This is a genomic window from Martinezella dioscoreae, assembly GCF_009176305.1.
Classification (GTDB): Bacteria; Pseudomonadota; Alphaproteobacteria; order Rhizobiales; family Rhizobiaceae; genus Rhizobium; species Rhizobium dioscoreae.
Genome location: NZ_BLAJ01000001.1, coordinates 19,173 through 36,336, shown reverse-complemented (window position 1 = coordinate 36,336; position 17,164 = coordinate 19,173). Strand labels below are relative to the sequence as shown.

General features: G+C 60.9%; 17 protein-coding genes. 6 read left to right on the top strand and 11 right to left on the bottom strand.

Translation table 11 applies throughout. The features are described 5' to 3' along the window. Nucleotides 1-10: 10 nt before the first annotated feature. The 5 genes from GDN47_RS00170 to GDN47_RS00150 form a co-directional block, all read right to left on the bottom strand. Nucleotides 11-3,169 (bottom strand): efflux RND transporter permease subunit, encoded by a 3,159-nt coding sequence (locus tag GDN47_RS00170; protein WP_173002422.1) that lies wholly within the window; start codon nucleotides 3,167-3,169, stop codon nucleotides 11-13. Between the two features lie 23 nt (nucleotides 3,170-3,192). Then, nucleotides 3,193-4,341: an efflux RND transporter periplasmic adaptor subunit gene (locus GDN47_RS00165; RefSeq protein WP_113354474.1), complete on the bottom strand. Its 1,149-nt coding sequence runs from the start codon at nucleotides 4,339-4,341 to the stop codon at nucleotides 3,193-3,195. 60 nt (nucleotides 4,342-4,401) lie between these two features. After that, nucleotides 4,402-5,010 carry a TetR/AcrR family transcriptional regulator gene (locus tag GDN47_RS00160; RefSeq protein WP_113332469.1) on the bottom strand — a complete coding sequence of 203 codons (609 nt, stop codon included), beginning with the start codon at nucleotides 5,008-5,010 and terminating at the stop codon, nucleotides 4,402-4,404. 228 nt (nucleotides 5,011-5,238) lie between these two features. Beyond that, nucleotides 5,239-5,718, bottom strand: a complete 480-nt coding sequence (locus GDN47_RS00155) for a hypothetical protein (protein ID WP_145636601.1) — start codon at nucleotides 5,716-5,718, stop codon at nucleotides 5,239-5,241. 117 nt (nucleotides 5,719-5,835) lie between these two features. Then, the gene (locus tag GDN47_RS00150; RefSeq protein ID WP_004117925.1) at nucleotides 5,836-6,267 is read right to left on the bottom strand and encodes an OsmC family protein; all 432 of its coding nucleotides are present in this window, start codon (nucleotides 6,265-6,267) and stop codon (nucleotides 5,836-5,838) included. Between the two features lie 359 nt (nucleotides 6,268-6,626). Here GDN47_RS00150 and GDN47_RS00145 point away from each other — a divergent pair, with 359 nt between their 5' ends. Then, entirely contained in the window at nucleotides 6,627-7,421 is a 795-nt protein-coding gene (locus tag GDN47_RS00145; RefSeq protein WP_145636599.1) for a FadR/GntR family transcriptional regulator, read from the top strand. Nucleotides 7,422-7,451: 30 nt separating this feature from the next. Beyond that, nucleotides 7,452-8,600, top strand: coding sequence for a galactonate dehydratase (gene dgoD / locus GDN47_RS00140; protein ID WP_145636597.1), 1,149 nt, complete (start codon nucleotides 7,452-7,454; stop codon nucleotides 8,598-8,600). A gap of 324 nt (nucleotides 8,601-8,924) precedes the next feature. Here dgoD and GDN47_RS00135 read toward each other — a convergent pair whose 3' ends face one another. From GDN47_RS00135 to GDN47_RS00110, 6 genes are all read right to left on the bottom strand, one after another. Beyond that, on the bottom strand, nucleotides 8,925-9,641 hold the full coding sequence (locus GDN47_RS00135) for a Bax inhibitor-1/YccA family protein (protein ID WP_112341769.1): 717 nt from the start codon (nucleotides 9,639-9,641) through the stop codon (nucleotides 8,925-8,927). A gap of 22 nt (nucleotides 9,642-9,663) precedes the next feature. Continuing rightward, nucleotides 9,664-10,434: an anti-sigma factor family protein gene (locus GDN47_RS00130; protein ID WP_113354470.1), complete on the bottom strand. Its 771-nt coding sequence runs from the start codon at nucleotides 10,432-10,434 to the stop codon at nucleotides 9,664-9,666. Then, nucleotides 10,421-10,960 (bottom strand): sigma-70 family RNA polymerase sigma factor, encoded by a 540-nt coding sequence (locus GDN47_RS00125; RefSeq protein WP_113354469.1) that lies wholly within the window; start codon nucleotides 10,958-10,960, stop codon nucleotides 10,421-10,423. The genes GDN47_RS00130 and GDN47_RS00125 overlap by 14 nt, the downstream gene beginning before the upstream one ends. A gap of 64 nt (nucleotides 10,961-11,024) precedes the next feature. Then, nucleotides 11,025-11,948, bottom strand: coding sequence for a bestrophin family protein (locus GDN47_RS00120; protein WP_145636595.1), 924 nt, complete (start codon nucleotides 11,946-11,948; stop codon nucleotides 11,025-11,027). Nucleotides 11,949-12,078: 130 nt separating this feature from the next. Continuing rightward, nucleotides 12,079-12,828 carry a peptide-methionine (S)-S-oxide reductase MsrA gene (gene msrA / locus GDN47_RS00115; protein ID WP_113354467.1) on the bottom strand — a complete coding sequence of 250 codons (750 nt, stop codon included), beginning with the start codon at nucleotides 12,826-12,828 and terminating at the stop codon, nucleotides 12,079-12,081. A gap of 120 nt (nucleotides 12,829-12,948) precedes the next feature. Next, the gene (locus tag GDN47_RS00110; protein ID WP_113354466.1) at nucleotides 12,949-13,158 is read right to left on the bottom strand and encodes a SlyX family protein; all 210 of its coding nucleotides are present in this window, start codon (nucleotides 13,156-13,158) and stop codon (nucleotides 12,949-12,951) included. A 234-nt stretch (nucleotides 13,159-13,392) separates the two neighbouring features. Here GDN47_RS00110 and GDN47_RS00105 point away from each other — a divergent pair, with 234 nt between their 5' ends. Genes GDN47_RS00105 through GDN47_RS00090 form a run of 4 tightly spaced genes read left to right on the top strand, consistent with a single transcriptional unit; the run spans nucleotide 13,393 to nucleotide 17,135 of the window. After that, nucleotides 13,393-14,226, top strand: coding sequence for a metallophosphoesterase family protein (locus tag GDN47_RS00105; RefSeq protein ID WP_145636593.1), 834 nt, complete (start codon nucleotides 13,393-13,395; stop codon nucleotides 14,224-14,226). Beyond that, entirely contained in the window at nucleotides 14,223-15,386 is a 1,164-nt protein-coding gene (locus GDN47_RS00100; RefSeq protein WP_145636591.1) for an ABC transporter ATP-binding protein, read from the top strand. The genes GDN47_RS00105 and GDN47_RS00100 overlap by 4 nt, the downstream gene beginning before the upstream one ends. Beyond that, the gene (locus GDN47_RS00095) at nucleotides 15,379-16,302 is read left to right on the top strand and encodes a carbohydrate ABC transporter permease (protein ID WP_145636588.1); all 924 of its coding nucleotides are present in this window, start codon (nucleotides 15,379-15,381) and stop codon (nucleotides 16,300-16,302) included. Before GDN47_RS00100 ends, GDN47_RS00095 begins: the two co-directional genes overlap by 8 nt. Then, complete coding sequence (locus tag GDN47_RS00090; RefSeq protein ID WP_145636586.1) at nucleotides 16,299-17,135, top strand: carbohydrate ABC transporter permease; 837 nt, start codon at nucleotides 16,299-16,301, stop codon at nucleotides 17,133-17,135. Before GDN47_RS00095 ends, GDN47_RS00090 begins: the two co-directional genes overlap by 4 nt. The last annotated feature ends 29 nt before the right edge of the window (nucleotides 17,136-17,164 follow it).

Genomic DNA, 17,164 nt, shown 5'->3' with positions numbered 1-17,164 from the left:
TTCAGGTGCCTTACTCCGCCGCCACGGCCGGCGGCAGCTGGATCGTATTCTGCTCCTCCGCGTCGGCCTGCTCCTTGGCCGGCGGTTCCGCCGACTTGCTCCTCGGCTCGCGGCCGAAGAACAGGGCGTAGCCGGCGGGCAGGACGAAGATCGTCAGCACGGTCGCGACCAGAATGCCGCCCATCATGGCGTAGGCGAGCGGTCCCCAGAAGACGCCGCGCGAGATCGGGATCAGCGCCAGAACGGCCGTCAGCGCCGTCAGCATGATCGGGCGGAAACGACGTACGGCCGAGCCGATGATCGCCTCCTTCCTATCCATCCCGGCCGCGATATCCTGGTCTATCTGGTCGACGAGGATGATCGAGTTGCGGATGATGATGCCGAGCAGAGCGATGACGCCGAGGATCGCGACGAAGCCGAAGGGCGCACCGCTGATGAGCAGAGCCCCTGCTGCGCCGATGATGCCGAGCGGGCCGGTCGCCAGCACCAGCATTGCCTTACCGAAGTGCTGCAGCTGCGCCATCAACAGCAGGACGATGATGACGAGCATGATCGGCGCCTTGGCGGCGATCGAGGCCTGACTTTCGGCGCTGTCTTCGGCGCCGCCCTGGATCTCGATCTTGTAACCGGCCGGCAGGCTGCTCCTCAGATCAGCCATATCGTTGTAGAGCTTGGCCGTCACGTCGTTCGACTGCACGTTATCAGGCAAGGTTGCCCGCACTGAGATAGTCGGCAGACGATCGCGGCGCCATTCGATGCTCTGCTCCATGACGGGCACGATCTTGGCGACTTGCGACAGCGGCACGAACCCGCCCGAGTCGGTCGGGATATAGACGGAGTTGACCGAGGTCAGCAGATGACGGCTTGCCTCCGGCTCGCGGGCAACGATCCCGACGGTTTCCTCACCCTCGCGATAATTGTCGAGCGTGAAGCCGGACATCGAGGCCTGCAGCATCTGGCGGATGCGCTGCGAGGTAACGCCGAGAGCGCGGGCACGGTCCTGATCGATCACCAGCTTCATCGCCGGCACCGGCTCGAGCCAGTCATCATGGATGGCGCCGAGCAGCGGGTTTTGGGTAAAGCGCTGCTTCACCTGGTCGGCAATACGGCGAACCTCCTGCCGGTCCGGACCCATGACGCGTAGCTGCACGGGCCAGCCTGTGGGCGGGCCGAGGAACAGGCGGTCGACCTTGCCACGGACGGAGGGGAAATCCGCCGCCAGGATGCCTCGCATCTTGGCGATCAGCCGCTCGCGAGCCGGCTCGTCCTTGGCCATGACAAGCATCTGGGCATAGTTCGGGTTAGTAAGCTGCTGATCGAGCGGCAGGAAGAAGCGCGGCGCGCCCTGGCCGACATAGGTAGCGATGAAGCGCTTGTCCGGATCATCGGCCATACGGGCTTCCAGCGCTTGAGCCTCGCGCTCGACCTCCTTGATGCTGGTGCCCTCAGGCAGCCAGAGATCGACGAGGATTTCCGGACGCGACGATTGCGGGAAGAAGTTCTGCGGAATGAACTGGAAGGACCACAGGCTGCCGATAAAGGCGGCAAGCGTCAGCAGCAGAACGATGACGCGATGGCGTACGGCCCAGGCGACCGAGGAGTGCAGGCGGCGATAGAAGCGCGTGTCGAACACATCATGATGCTCGCCGGCATGGTGGCGCTGCTTGAGGATCATGTAGCCGAGCCATGGCGTGAAATACACGGCCACGAACCAGGAGACGACGAGCGCGATGCCGACGACGTAGAAGAGCGTGCGGACATATTCGCCTGCTGTCGACGCTGCAAAGCCCACCGGGATGAAGCCGGCTGTGGTGATCAGCGTGCCCGTCAGCATCGGGAAGGCGGTCGAGGAATAGGCGAAGCTGGCCGCATCGAGCTTGACGAGGCCTTCCTCCAGTTTGCGCTCCATGAGCTCGACCACGATCATGGCGTCGTCGACCAGCAGGCCGAGCGCGATGATGAGCGCGCCGAGCGAAATGCGCTGCAGGTCGATGCCGAACTCGTACATGATGGCGAAGGTCGCGGCCAGCACCAGCGGAATGGCGATGGCAATCACGAGGCCGGAACGCCAGCCGATCGAGAGGAACGAGACGATCAGCACGATGACGAGAGCTTCGCCCAGCGCATGCATGAACTCGCTGATCGCGTCGGTGACGACATCAGGCTGGTTGGCGATCTGATCGACCTGAACGCCGACCGGCAGCGAGGCTTCGAAGCGCTTATAGGTTTCCTCAACCGACTTGCCGACATCGGTCACCTTGAAGCCAGGAGCCATGACGACGCCGAGCTGAACGCTCGGATGGCCATTGTAGAGGAACTTGGCTGTATAGGGATCCTGCAGGCCGGCGGTGACGGTAGCGATATCGCCGAGACGAGTCACCTGCCCGCCGGCGTTGAGCCGCAGGTTCTTGATGTCCTCGATCTTGTTGACGTCACCCTCGACCGAAATACGCACGGAGCGCGTGCTCGTATCGACATTACCGGCCGGATCGACATTGTTCTGGCCGACAACGGCGTTCTTCAGATCGTTGAGCGTCAGCCCGCGCTCCGCCAGAACCTTGGAGGAGACGTCGATATAGATCTGCTCCGCCTGATCGCCGATGATGGTGGCCTTCTCGACGCCAGGCGTCGAAAGCAGCATGTCACGGGCCTGGATGGCGAATTTCTTCAGCTCCGGATAGGTGTAGCCGTCGCCGCTGATCGAATGCAGCGTGATGAAGGTATCGCCGAATTCATCGTTGAAATAAGGCCCAAGCAGGCCGGACGGCAGCTCGTTGCCGATATCGCCGACCTTCTTGCGGATCTGATAGAAGGCGTCCTTCACCTCGGCGGTGTTGGTGTCGCCCTTGATCTGGATGGTGGTGATGGCAAAACCGGCGCGGGTGTAGGATTTGACCCAATCGAGATGCGGCGTTTCCTGCAGCTTGCGCTCGATCTTGTTGACCACCTGGTCTTCCATGTCCTGCAGGGAGGCGCCGGGCCAGACGGTCTGCACGACCATGACGCGGAAGGTGAAATCCGGATCTTCCTTCTGACCCATATGGGTCAGGCCGAGCGCGCCGGCGATAATGATGAGCCCGAACAGGAAGCGCGCGATGCTTGGATGGGCGATCGCCCAGCGCGACAGGTTGAAACGCTTCCTCTCGCCAGAGGTGCTATTGATGGACATGACGTCGTCCCCCTCTATCCGGATCAGCGTACGATATCCGCCGAAGCGGCTTTGGTGTCAGCGGAGGCCTGCTGAGCGCCGACGCTCGGAAGCTTGACCTTCATGTTTTCGCTCATGAACTGGGTGCCGGCTGCAACGACGACATCACCGGTCTTGAGGCCATCGGCCACGCGCACGCCGTCATCGGAAAAGTCCGCGACCTTGATGGTCCGGGAATGCACAGTGCCGGCACTGCGGTCGACAAGCCAGACGATCTGTTGCCCGTCCCTCTGTGCAAGCGCGCTCAGCGGAATGGAAACATAGGGCTGCGTATTGTCGGCAAGCGCCTCGATCGTCGCGGTCATGCCAAGCAGAACGCGCGGATCGTTCGGCACGCTCACACGCACCGCGAAGGTGCGCGACTGATCGGCACTCCCGGACACTTCACGCACCTTTCCATCCAGCACGAGCGCCGCGTCGGACCAGAAGCGCGCCTTGACGTCCTTGCCGACCTTGAACTGGGCGATGTCCATTTCCGGGACAGCGACCTGCACTTCCTTCTCGCCATCGACGGCAACGGTGATGACTGGTGTGCCGGAACTGACCACCTGGCCGACATCGGCATTGATTGCGGTCACGATACCATTCATGTCGGAGGTCAGGTCAGCATAGGCGACCTGATTCTTCGCCTCGGTCAATGCCGACACCGCGGAATCGCGCGTCGAAACGGCCTGCTCATAGGAAAGCTCCGCCTGCTCGAGCTGCGACTTCGAGGTGACATTCTTGTTAAAGAGCGTCTGTGCACGCGTGCGGGCAAGCTCGGTCGTCTGCACCTGCTTTTCGGCCGCATCCAGATCGGCCTGCGAGCGGCGCACGGCGAGGATATAGTCGGTGGCATCTATGCGGGCGATCACATCGCCGGGCTTTACCCTCTGGCCGATATCCACCTTGCGCTCGATGATCTTGCCATTGACGCGAAAGCCGAGATTCATTTCCGTCCGCGCACGAACGGCGCCGGAATAGTCGAGCTTGCGCGTCGTGTCCGCCTGGGCGATTTCGACGACCTTGACCGGCCGGATCACCTCCGCCGTCTCTTCCTTCTTCTCATTGCAGCCCGAAAGCCCGAGCCCCAAGGCTGCAAGTAGAACCGCACCGGCAGCGGCCCGTAGAGTGTTGGTCGTCAGCGAAACCATGTCGCTCTCCTAAAATCGAACAAAAAGTGGAAACACGCCGGCCATCCGGTGCGCGCATTGCTATTTCTTCAAAGCCCTGATGACGAATGCGATGATATCTTCGGGATCTGCCTGGTAGGGCTTGGCAAGGCACTGGGCCACCATTTGCGGGTGACAGAGATCGACGGTCGCCGCAGCGAAGCATTTGGCGGCAAGATGCGGGTCCTGTTCGGCGAATTCGCCGGCAGCAATCCCCTCCGCGATGATTTCGGCGACCAGCGCCTGCGTACGCTCGATATGCTTTTCGATGACATGCCAGTCGCGCTCGATGGCGACGATGACCATCTCGTGAACCTTCTGCTCATCCAGCATGGTCTCCAATATCATCTTGTACTGAGATAGCGCGTAAGCCCGTAGCCGCTCGGTCGCGCTGATCGGCTGATTACGGATACCAAGAGCCATCTGATAGCTCTGGCCGAGCATGCGCCCGCAAAGAGCCTGGTGGATTTCCGTCTTGGAGCCGAAGAACCGGTAGATATTTGCCGTCGACATGCCGAGATCCCGGGCGATATCGGCGACGTTCGTCTTGCTGTAGCCATAGTGGCGAAACAGCTTTTCGGCGGCATCGAGAATGCGCGTGATGTTTTCCTGGCGGGCAGGATCGGCGCTAACGTCGGAAAGATCGAGCATAAGCAGGCCTGATGGTTTACGAGTGACGATTTTCAATTTTCGTCACTCGTAAACCATCAGAGCGCCGATGTCAATAAAGCCGACCACAACTTGGGCGGCTTTTAGATGCTATTCAATAAACCGAGAATGCGCCGAACTACTTGAAGCAACAGTTAAACGATCGACAACAGCCTCGCGGGGCGAAGCCGAAAGTGTCCGAAATTTTATCGCGGCACCGCCGCTGCGTTGTCAGGCGCTCAAGAGTGTCGGATGAAAACGTCGAAGGCTGAAAAAGCCGACGAAGACGATGACCACCAAAAGCGCCACCTGCGCCGCGAGAATCGGCGGCTCGTTTCCGGTGGGCGCCAGCGCATTGAGCTCCGGTATCTTCTGGAACGATTGAATGATGAGCACCAGACAGTTGAAGAACAACAACACGAGCGCGCCGATCACGAAAATGGCACGCCATATGCCGGCAAGGTGGAATGTGTAGCGCGCCAGCGCCGTCGGAATGAAGATCAGCAAACAGATAATGCCGACGATGATCGCCGGCGTCACGCCATGAAACGGGAACAGAAAACCCGTCAAGCTGGTGAGAGCCGTCGTCAGCATGTAGACGAGCGTCGAACGATTATGACGGTCGGCGGTGAGAAAGCCGTAGGCTACCACGATGCCGCTGATGATGGCGACCAAGCTGATGACGACGTGAATCAAGAGAATTCCAGACATTCGCCCCTCCAAGTGAGCATTGCATTTCGATGGAAATGACAGCCCAATGCCCCGAATGCGGAATATATACGAAACGCGCCGCGCCAGCCAGCGCGACGCGAAGACCTTAGAGGCCGCTCAGGCGGCGTGAACTTCCAGAGAGATCGGAACGGAGGCAAGCGCCTTGGAAACCGGGCAGCCGGCTTTCGCCTTGTTGGCAAGCTCGGTGAAGGTCGCTTCATCGGCGCCGGGCACCTTGCCGGTCAGCGTCAGGTGGATTGCGGTGATGGCGAAGCCGCCTTCGACGCTTTCAAGCGTCACCTTGGCCGTCGTCTCCATGCTTTCGGCGGTGAAACCGGCTTCATTGAGGATCAGCGACAGGGCCATGGTGAAGCAGCCGGCATGCGCCGCGCCGATCAGCTCTTCCGGATTGGTGCCGGCAACGCCTTCGAAGCGGCTGGCAAAACCGTAAGGATAGTGATTGAGCGCGCCGCTCTGCGTCGAGATCTGACCCTTGCCGTCCTTCAAGCCACCGGACCATTGAGCCGAACCTGTGCGATTGATCTGCATGTCATCCTCCTTGTCGTTGAATGAATTTCGGGAGCGGAACCGCGCCTCCCGTTGATGATCGACGGCAAGCGGCTTGACCGCCTGCATCGTCACCATAGTTCTTCTATCCGCCCAAGACGACGCCGCCGTAACAGCAGCGAGGCCGATTTCGAAAAGCATGGGACGAGGGATTGTTCCCGGATAGCCTCATCGAAGCCTTTTTAAATCATCATACAAGCATATTGCCAATGTATGATGATTACCATATCATCGCGTTCACCTGGGCGCGAAGCGCGGCAAGGCATCGCCCGCATGGAAGCCCCTCTCGTCGAAAGAGAAGGTATTCGGAAAAGCATGCGAAACGGTGTGGAGGAGATAGGGTGGAATCGCTCGAAAGACAGGGGCACGAGTCATCGGCTCAGCCCGGCCGCCGTCCGCGCGTGCGCAGAAACGTGACGGCGGCGATCGCCGAAGATATCTGTGCCGAACGCTACCCCTCCGGCTCGACCCTGCCGCGCGAAAACGATCTCTGCGAAATGTACGGCGTCAGCCGCACGGTCATCCGCGAATCCCTCAAGGTGCTGGAGTCCAAGGGGCTCGTGCGTGGCAAGCCGCGCATCGGCACCACCGTTTGCGACAAGGACGATTGGAACATTCTCGACCAGGACGTGCTGGCATGGATGGGTCCCTATATCGCCGATTTCGATATTCTCGGCTCCATTCTCGAAGCGCGCCGCACCATAGAGCCCGCCGCCGCAGAATATGCGGCCGAGCGCGCCACGGCCCGCGAAATTGCCGACCTGGAGAGTGCATGGCAGCAGATGCGCGACAGCGGCGATGATCCGGAAGGCTTTACCGAAGCCGACGTGACCTTCCACAGCGTACTTCTGAGCGCCAGTCACAACCAGGTGTTCCGGCGCCTCTCCAGCGCCATGCATGCCGGCCTGAAATATGCTCTGCACGCCTCCAACGTCGCCGCCGATAGCCGCGACGAAGCGATTGCCGTTCACGGCGAACTTGTCGAGGCACTGCGCCTGCGCGACCGCGATGCCGCACGCGCCTGTGCCCATCGCATGCTCGATCTTGCGGCCCGCGATCTCGCTGTCGAACGACGGCTGGACGAAGGCCGGATAACCAATCCCGAAACCCGGAGATCTGCGGCCTCGCGCCGCTGACACAACCCAAAGCCAAACGGAATCATTCCCATGAAAATCACCAAGCTGACGACCTATATCGTTCCCCCGCGCTGGCTGTTCCTGAAGATCGAGACCGATGAAGGCATCGTCGGCTGGGGTGAGCCCGTGGTCGAGGGCCGTGCGCTGACCGTACAGGCCGCCGTGCACGAACTGGAAGACTATCTGATCGGCAAAGACCCCTTCCTGATCGAGGATCACTGGACCGTCATGTACCGCGCCGGTTTCTACCGCGGCGGCGCCGTTCACATGTCGGCGCTGGCCGGCATCGACCAAGCTCTCTGGGACATCAAGGGCAAGGCGCTGGGTCAGCCGATCCATTCGCTGCTCGGCGGTCAGGTGCGTGACAAGATCAAAGTCTATTCCTGGATCGGCGGCGACCGCCCCTCCGACGTCGCCAACAACGCCAAGGATGTGGTCGCCCGCGGCTTCAAGGCGATCAAGCTCAACGGCTGCGAGGAAATGCAGATCGTCGATACCTATGACAAAGTGGAGAAGGCCGTTGACACCATCGCCACCATCCGCGAGGCAATCGGCCCCTATATCGGCATCGGTGTCGATTTCCACGGCCGCGTCCATCGTCCGATGGCCAAGGTACTCGCCAAGGAACTGGAACCCTACAAGCTGCTCTTCATCGAAGAGCCGGTGCTGTCGGAAAACCGCGAGGCGCTGAAGGAAATCGCCAATCATTGCTCGACGCCGATCGCTTTGGGTGAGCGTCTCTATTCGCGCTGGGACTTCAAGTCGGTCCTGTCGGACGGTTATGTCGACATTCTTCAGCCCGATCTCTCCCACGCAGGCGGCATCACCGAATGCCGCAAGATCGCGGCCATGGCCGAAGCCTATGACGTGGCGCTCGCCCCGCATTGCCCGCTCGGCCCGATCGCGCTTGCCGCCTGCCTGCAGGTCGACGCCGTCAGCTACAATGCCTTCATCCAGGAACAGAGCCTCGGCATTCACTACAACAAGGGCAACGACATCCTCGACTACATCTCCAACAAGGAAGTGTTCCACTATGCCGATGGTTTCGTTTCGATCCCGCAGGGACCCGGCCTCGGCATCGAAGTCGACGAAGCCTATGTCATCGAGCGTGCCAAGGAAGGCCATCGCTGGCGCAACCCTGTCTGGCGCCATGAGGACGGCAGCGTCGCCGAATGGTAAGATCAGGCTCGTCTCCTGACGGACGAGAAACCGCATATCTCCAATGATGAAAGGCCCGATGGCAGCAGATCTGCGCTATCGGGCCTTTTCTTTAGACAGTGCTCTTTTAATCCGGCACCTTCCCCTTTGCCGCGTGGCGGCGAATATCGGTGCACATCCCGTGTGCCGTTCTCCCAAAAAAGTTGCGCCTGCAGTATCGGCGCAGATACTGCAGGCGCGTCATGCGTCTCAACAAGCCCCCAGGGAGACGCATTACCGGAGCATGATCACCAAAGGCGTGGAGTGCCCTTTAGCTCTGACCATGCTCAAGCAGGCAATTTCAAACTACTCCCGCTCGCCGGTGAAATTCAGCAGCAACTGGAAGATGTTGACGAAGTTCAGATAGAGCGACAGGGCACCGAAGACGGCGAGCTTCTGCTGCGATTCCTGATCGTAGTTTTCGGCATACTGCTCCTTGATGTTCTGCGTATCCCAGGCGGTCAGGCCGACGAAGACGACGATACCGATGATCGAGATGGCGAACTGCAGTGCGCTCGAACCCAGAAAGATATTGACGATGCTGGCGATGATGACACCGAACAGACCCATCATCAGGAACGAGCCGATGTTCGAGAGATCACGCTTCGTCGTATAGCCGTAGAGGCTGGTCGCGCCGAACATGGTCGCGGCGATGAAGAAGGTACGCGCGATGCTCGTGCCGGTGAAAACCAGGAAGACGGAGGCCAGCGACAGGCCCATGACGGCACAGAAGGCCCAGAACATCATCTGCGCCGTGCTGGCCGACATCGACTGGATGCGGAACGAGAAGAAGAACACGAAGGCAAGCGGCGCCAGCATGACGACCCACTTCAGCGGGCTCTGGAAGATCGGCACATAGAGCGCCGGCGTCGTGCCGACGATCAGCGCGACGATACCCGTCACGACAAGGCCGATACCCATGTAGTTGTAGACGCGCAGCATATGCCGGCGCAGCCCCTCGTCGAAGAGCGCCTGAGAGCCGGCGGCGGCTCCGTAGCCGTATCGCGGATTGGTCGGGTTCATGGTCGTTCTCCTTTAATCCAAACTAGTAGAGGCTGCGGGCAAGCTTTTCGGCATCGCCGTCAAGCTGACCCGCCTTGCCGTTGCCGATCAGCGCATAGGCGACTTCCCCGATCTGCCAATAGGCAGCCTGGACATCGTCACGCTTGATGTGACTGACATCCTGCACGGCGAAATTGCCCGGACGGACGGCAAACAGTGACAAATGTCCGTCTGCGCCGGCATCGACCATCATTTCGACGCTCGGACCGAATTCGGACGGATAGATTTGCGCATCGGTGACGCGCCAGTCGCCCGGCAGCTGCGGCAAAATGATTGCCGTCGATGCGCGGATTTCATCCGGATTGTAATTTGCAGCCGCCGACTGCGGCTTGATTTCTTCGCGCACGGCCGTGGTCTTGTAGGCGCGCACAGCATCGTCGACGAAGGCCGGCGGCCGTGTCGACGCGCTGACCTCGCTCGCCGTAAAGGCGCCGAAGGACGTATGCGCAACCCAGCCGGTCGTGACCAGCACGGCAACGGCCGCAACACGCTGGAAAGAGCCCAGCATACGGCCGTAGACCAGCCCGCGTTCCAGCCGCCGTGCGGCCTCACGCGTTTCCGCCCGAACCACATGGCCTTCTCCGGCCAGCGCCATGCGCAGCTCGCCGCGGATGCTCATATCGGCCATTACCTTGGCGGCGATCTCCGGATGCTCCGAGAGATAGGATTCCACCTCGACACGGCGCGCAAGCGTCAGTTCGCCGTCGACATAGGCGTCGAGATCGGTATCGATGATCGGATCAACGATTTTCATTGCCGCCTCCCTCGATAAGCCTGAGATGTGAAACCTTGGAGGTCGCCTCCTCAAAATTGCGCAGGCTCGCGCGAGCCCGGGCAATGCGGGACATCAGCGTGCCCAGAGGAATGCCAAGTGCTGATGCCGCCTCCTGATAGGAGAGATCCTCGATCGCCACCAGATGCAGCGCCTCGCGCTGCTCCTCGGGCAGACTGAAGAAAGCTTCGCGGACCTGGTTCAGGCGAACCGTGTGATCCTGCGATGCCGGCAATGCCGTTTCGAGGTCGGCCGCAGCCTCCTCGTGACGGCGGTTCAACGACTTCTTCTGGCGCAGGCGGTCGATATGCACATTGTGCAGGATCGATAGCAGCCAGGTGCGCAGATTGCCGTCGCGCCTGAAAGAAGCCTTGCGCTCATAGGCCTTGACCAGCGCGTCGTGCACCAGATCCTCGGCCTCGTCCGCATTGCGCACGAGCGAGCGGGCATAACGTCTCAGCGAACCGAGCTGCCCTAAAACATCGAATGTGCGTCCTTTGCGTTCCATACACCTATATACGGAAGCACTCCGGATTCTATTCCATCGCCCAAAGAATATTTTTTGCCGATTTTCACATCAGCAGAAAGTCCTTGGGCTGCGGCAGCGGCGGCAGGTCGGTTTCTCCCAGCGCTTCGCGCAGATCGATCTCGATCGTATCCGCAAGCGCACCGATGGCGAGCGCATTGGGGCGATGGCCGAAAGGGTCTTCCAGCTCGTCGCCCAGCGCATCCAGGCCAAAGAAGGTATAGGCGATCAGGGCGGTCACGAAGGGCGACCCCCAGCCGAGCGTATCGACATAACCGAAGGGAAGCAGGAAACAGAAGAGATAGGCGGTGCGATGCAGAAGCAGCGTGTAGCCAAAGGGCAGCGGCGTATTGCGCAGCCGCTCGCAAGCCGCCTGGGCCGCACCCATCTGGCCGATCGTGATATCCAGCATCTGGTACTGGATATCCGAAATCGTGCCCAGTGCCTTCAATCGCGCCAGATCGGCAGACATGAGGCGCAGAATGAGATCGGGCTTGTTGCGGGCCGCATGGTAAAACTCCGCCTCGCTCGGAGCAAGCAGGCGAAACACCTTGCCCTCGTCGCTGCCGGGCCGCAGAAGACAGACCAGCGCCTGCGCGAAGGCCATCGTCAGGCGCAGCAGGTCCTTGCGCGCTTCGATGCCGGCCTCCCCTGCACTCTCCAGCACCAACGTCTGCCGGGCGAAGCCACGCGCGAGATGGACGAGCTGCCCCCAGTCGCGCCGCCCCTCCCACCAACGGTCGTAGCAGGCATTGTTGCGAAAACCGAGGAAGATCGAAAGCGCGATACCGAGCAGCGATAGCGCCGAGCCGTTGAAGGAGACGATGAGGTTCGGCCGCTCCTCATGGCCCCAGACGATCAATGCTGACAGCAGAAAGATGGCAATGATCTGCGGCAGGATACGCCGGATGATCGACCCACGAAGGATGAAGAAAAGCTGGAAAAGATTCGGCCGGTCGCGGACGATCATGGCGAAGCGCACTCTCGATGAATGTCAGGTGGCGCAGCAATACACCAGACGCGCTGAGAGTAATGAGCATTTCTTGCAAGGCGGCCGTGACCGGCGGGCATCGCTCGCCGGTTAGCTCATCGGCTATCGGTCAGTTCGCGCCGGCGCTCGCGGTCACCAGAACCGGGTCGGGGCGATAATCCCTAGGAAAGAGATGCTCGAGGTTCTTAATCTTCGGCAGATCGTTGATGACGATGTACGGATACGTCGGATGCGTCGTCAGGAAATCCTGATGATAGCTCTCGGCGGCATAGAATTGCCGCGCCGGCTCGATCTTGGTGACGATCATGGCGTCGAAGACCTTGGCATGGTTGAGCTGATCGATATAGGCCTTGGCAATATCGGCCTGTGACTGGCTGGTCGGGAAAATCGCCGAGCGATATTGCGTCCCGGTATCCGGCCCCTGATAGTTCAGCTCCGTCGGATCATGTGCCACTGAGAAATAGATCTGCAGCAGATGGCCGTAGCTGATCTTGTGCGGATCGAAAACGATGCGCACGGATTCGGCATGGCCGGTATCGCCACCGCTCACCATTTCATAATGCGCCGCATCCTTGCTGCCACCGGTATAGCCTGACGTCGCGCTGATGACGCCATTGACGTGCTGGAAGACGCCCTGCACGCCCCAGAAACAGCCGCCGGCAAGCACCGCCGTCTCCGTGTTGGCAGAGGCTGCCTTCTCGTCCATGCTCGGTGCGGGAATGACACGCGCGTCCTCGGCCGAAGCACGGCCGACAAATTGCAGCGCAACGCCGCCAAGCAATACTGCCGCTGTCAGGCCGGCGAAGCGAACAAAGCGTGCTGAACGGAATCGGATCATGTCCGTCGATAAAATCTTCATGGTGATTTCCTCTCGACCGCGATGCAAATGCTCCGGTCACAAAGAAATACGGGAAGACAGGCTCTTTTGTTACACACGCCCGCGTGTAACACCGAAACGTGAATGACGCGGTGACCTGATTCAGTAATGCGGCGGCTTGGTAATGGCCGGCGCTTCGAGCGATTGTTCCTCCAGCGTCAAAAACCGCTCGGTCAGCCGGTCGAGCTTCTGCCTGGTCTGTTCGACGACCTTCCATTGCTCGGCAATCTGGTCGGACAGTTCCTCGATCGTCTTGGCCTGATGAGCGACCATCTCCTCGAGTTTGGTGATGCGGCTCTCTTCGTATGACATATCGGACCCCTTTCGCAACGATCTATAGCACCGACATCGCCGCGTACAGTGCTTCCATTTGGCACGAAGCGAAAGGCGGCGCCATTTGACGGCGATATGACAAAACTGAAAAACAGCTGAAAAGACCTGTTACCTGACTGACATGGGCGCCTTCTAAAGAGAGCGCATAGACGCGCCCATTTGAAGGCAATCCCTTCCACAGGCGCACCATTCTGAAGACCTCGGAGAAGCGCCGTGAAGATCATCCAGATCACCGACACCCATTTGAGCCCCAACAAGCCACATTTCAACGGCAATTGGGAGCCGCTGGCGAAATGGATCGAGGCAAGCGGCGCCGATCTCGTCGTTCATACCGGCGATCTCAGCGTTGACGGCGCCGATAGGGATGAAGATCTCGTCTTCTCCATGGAGATGATGCGGCAGGTCTCCGTGCCAATGCTCATCGTCCCCGGCAACCACGATGTCGGCCACCTGCCCGGCTCCTATCAGCCCGTCAATCCCGAACGGCTGGACCGCTGGCGCCGCCTCGTCGGCCCGGATTATTGGGCGAAGGATGTCGGCAACTGGCGGCTGATCGGCCTCAACAGCCTGCTCATGGGCGTCGAGGATGCCGAGGAGCAGAAGCAGTTCGACTGGCTGCAGGAGATACTCGAAAGCCGTGGCGAGCGTCGCATTGCCCTTTTCGCCCACAAGCCGCTCTTCGTTGATGCGCCCGATGAGGGCGATACCGGTTACTGGAGCGTGCGCCCGGCCCAGCGCCGCCGTCTCTACGATCTGATCGCGGCCCACGACGTCGCCCTCTTCGGCAGCGGCCACCTGCACTGGACCTGGGAAGGCCGCTTCAATGACACCAACCTGGTATGGGCACCGCCCGGCGCCTTCATCCTCGACAAGATGGAACGCGAAATGCCCGGCGAACGGCTGATCGGCGCAGCGATCCATGAACTTAGCGAAACGGTCTCTACGGAGCTCGTCGCCGTACCCGGCATGACTGCCTACTTCCTCGATGATGTTGTCATGGAAGTCTATCCGCAGGCCGCCCCCAAGGCAAAGGAGCCGACCGAATGAGCGCACTCTCGCTTCGCGGCATCGCCAAATCCTTCGGCGGCAACGCCATCCTCAAGGGCGTCGATCTCGACGTCCAGCCCGGCGAATTCATCGCCCTCGTCGGCCCCTCGGGCTGCGGCAAGAGCACGCTCTTGCGCATCCTCGCCGGTCTCGACCATGCCGACAGCGGCGAAATCATCCTCGGCAGCAGCGACGTTTCCGGCGTTGCAGCTGCCGATCGCAACATCGCCATGGTCTTCCAGTCCTACGCTCTCTATCCGCACCTGACGGCCTCGGAAAACATTGCCGTGCCGCTCGCCATGCGCCGCCTGTCGCGCGTCCAGCGCCTCCCCTTCATCGGCTCGCTCATCCCCGGCCAGCGCGCGGCTCGCGCCGGCATCATCCGCGATGTCCGCGACATGGCCGTCTCGCTGAAGATCGATCACCTGCTCGATCGCAAGCCGGGCCAGATGTCGGGCGGCCAGCGCCAGCGCGTGGCGCTGGCCCGCGCCATGGTCCGCCGTCCCGCCGTCTTCCTCATGGACGAGCCGCTTTCCAATCTCGACGCCAATCTGCGTGTCCATGCCCGCGGTGAGATCGTCGATCTGCATCGCCGCGCCGGTGTTCCCACGGTCTACGTCACTCACGATCAGGCCGAGGCGCTGTCGATGGCCGACCGCGTCGCCGTCATGATCGGCGGGCAATTGCTGCAGATCGCCTCGCCGCAAACGATCTATGACGACCCGGCTCATGTGGAAGTCGCCCGTTTTGTCGGACAGCCGCGCATCAATCTGCTGCCGGCGCTCGCCGAAAACGGCACCGTCGCCTTCGGCGGCATCCGGCTGGCGCTCGACGACAGCAGCTTTGCCGGCAGGAATGTGACCCTCGGCATTCGCCCGGAATTCGTCCAGCTCTCCCAGGACCGCCAGGATGCGCTCGCCGCCCATATCGAGCGCATGGAATTCCTAGGCTCGGAAGTCATCCTCTATGCCAAGCTCGACGCCATCGGCGAAACCATGGTCGTCAAGCTCGCACCGGCAGAAGTCGCCGGTCTATCCGCCGGTGCGCCGGTTGCGCTGACGCTCACGGCCGAGCAAGCCTTGGTCTTCGCCGAAGACGGCCGCCGTTTGCGCGCGAGCCCGACGACGGTCGATGCCACGCGGGAGAAGGCGCATGGCTAGCATCGCTGCCACCTCCCTGCCGATGCAGGCGGCCGCGGCACGCGAACGCAGCGAGGCCCGTACGGCTCTCCTCTTCGCTCTGCCCGCCATCATCCTGATCGTGCTCTTCATCATCGTGCCGATCGTCGCCGTCGTCGTACTCGGCTTCACGGATTTCCAGCTCGGCGACAAGAGCCTGCGTTTCGTGGCTTTTGAGAACTACGCGCATCTGCTTCGCGACCGCGCCTTCCAGAAATCGCTCTGGAACACGGCGACCTACACCGCCATCGTGGCACCCGTCTCGATCGTGCTCGGCCTCGGCGTCGCGTTGCTGATCGAGAGCGAAGGCATCGGCCGCAGCTTCTTCCGCACGGCCTATTTCCTGCCCGTCGCCTCGCTGATCGTCGCGATGGCGACCGTCTGGCAATATCTCTTCCATCCGACGATCGGCCCGATCAACGCGCTGCTCGGCGAGATCGGCGTGCGTGGCCCTAACTGGCTTGGCGCCTCGGCGACCGCGCTCTACAGCCTGTCGATCATCGGCGTGTGGCAATCGGTCGGCTTCAACATGGTGCTGTTTCTCGCAGGCCTCACCGCCATCCCGCGTGAACTCTACGCCGCAGCCGAAGTCGATGGTGCGAAATCGGCCTGGGACCGCTTCTGGCTCGTCACCTGCCCGATGCTCGGGCCGACGACGCTGTTTGTGACCACAATCAGCATCATCAATGCGGTGAAGGTCTTCGACACCGTAAAGGCCCTGACCGACGGCGGCCCGAACCATGCCTCCGAAGTCCTGCTCTTCACCATCTACCAGGAAGGCTTCGTCTATCTCCGCGTCGGTTATGCCTCGGCAATGACCACGGTGTTTCTCGCTATCCTCGTGGTGCTGACCTTCCTGCAATATCGCGTCCAAGACCGGCAGGTGCATTACACATGACCTCGACAGGCTACACTCCCGGCCGCATCCTGCGCCTCTCTCTGCTGATCCTGGGCTCGCTCGTCTTCCTCGCGCCCTACATCTTCATGATCTCGACCGCCGGCAAGGCGCAGGACGATATCTTCACTTCGGCACTAAAGCTGATCCCGACGCATTTCTATTACGTCGAGAACATCGCCAAGGCGCTGAGCAAGGTTTCGATGGGCACGCTGCTGTTCAACGGCGTCTTCGTCTGCGGCCTGATCTTCTTCTTCCAGGTGCTGATCGCCATCCCCTGCGCCTATGCCATGGCGAAGCTGAAATTCCCGGCGGCGCGCATGATGATGGTGCTGGTCATGCTCGGCCTGCTGATCCCGATCCATGCGACGGCGCTGCCGCTCTATGTCGGCTTCAACAGCCTGTCGCTCTTGAACAGCTACGCCGCCCTGGTCGCGCCCTTCTCGATCTCGGTCTTCGCGATCTTCATGTTCCTGCAGTTCTTCCGCGCCATGCCCGACGATCTGATCCACGCCGCCCGCCTCGATGGCATGTCTGAAATCGGCATCGTCGCCCGCGTCATCGTGCCGAATGCCTGGCCGGCAGTCACGGCTTTCGCGATCTTTTCGGTGGTCGCGCACTGGAACGATCTCTACTGGCCGCTGATCGTCATCACCAAGCAGGAATATTTCACGCCGCCGCTGGGTCTCATGTATTTCCGCGCCGCCGAAGCCGGCGACGACTACGGCGCGCTGATGGCTGCAACCCTCATCATCACCCTTCCCCTCGTCGCGGCATTCCTTCTGGCACAGAAGCGTTTCGTCGAGGGCATCACCATGACCGGTCTCAAAGGCTGACCGGTTCGAAATTCGAAAACGGAGAACGA

Coding starts and splice junctions, on each gene's coding strand:
- GDN47_RS00170 (WP_173002422.1), bottom strand. CDS start 3,169: ATGTCCATCAATAGCACCTCTGGCGAGAGGAAGCGTTTCAACCTGTCG.
- GDN47_RS00165 (WP_113354474.1), bottom strand. CDS start 4,341: ATGGTTTCGCTGACGACCAACACTCTACGGGCCGCTGCCGGTGCGGTT.
- GDN47_RS00160 (WP_113332469.1), bottom strand. CDS start 5,010: ATGCTCGATCTTTCCGACGTTAGCGCCGATCCTGCCCGCCAGGAAAAC.
- GDN47_RS00155 (WP_145636601.1), bottom strand. CDS start 5,718: ATGTCTGGAATTCTCTTGATTCACGTCGTCATCAGCTTGGTCGCCATC.
- GDN47_RS00150 (WP_004117925.1), bottom strand. CDS start 6,267: ATGCAGATCAATCGCACAGGTTCGGCTCAATGGTCCGGTGGCTTGAAG.
- dgoD (WP_145636597.1), top strand. CDS start 7,452: ATGAAAATCACCAAGCTGACGACCTATATCGTTCCCCCGCGCTGGCTG.
- GDN47_RS00135 (WP_112341769.1), bottom strand. CDS start 9,641: ATGAACCCGACCAATCCGCGATACGGCTACGGAGCCGCCGCCGGCTCT.
- GDN47_RS00130 (WP_113354470.1), bottom strand. CDS start 10,434: ATGAAAATCGTTGATCCGATCATCGATACCGATCTCGACGCCTATGTC.
- GDN47_RS00125 (WP_113354469.1), bottom strand. CDS start 10,960: ATGGAACGCAAAGGACGCACATTCGATGTTTTAGGGCAGCTCGGTTCG.
- GDN47_RS00120 (WP_145636595.1), bottom strand. CDS start 11,948: ATGATCGTCCGCGACCGGCCGAATCTTTTCCAGCTTTTCTTCATCCTT.
- msrA (WP_113354467.1), bottom strand. CDS start 12,828: ATGAAGATTTTATCGACGGACATGATCCGATTCCGTTCAGCACGCTTT.
- GDN47_RS00110 (WP_113354466.1), bottom strand. CDS start 13,158: ATGTCATACGAAGAGAGCCGCATCACCAAACTCGAGGAGATGGTCGCT.
- GDN47_RS00100 (WP_145636591.1), top strand. CDS start 14,223: ATGAGCGCACTCTCGCTTCGCGGCATCGCCAAATCCTTCGGCGGCAAC.
- GDN47_RS00095 (WP_145636588.1), top strand. CDS start 15,379: ATGGCTAGCATCGCTGCCACCTCCCTGCCGATGCAGGCGGCCGCGGCA.
- GDN47_RS00090 (WP_145636586.1), top strand. CDS start 16,299: ATGACCTCGACAGGCTACACTCCCGGCCGCATCCTGCGCCTCTCTCTG.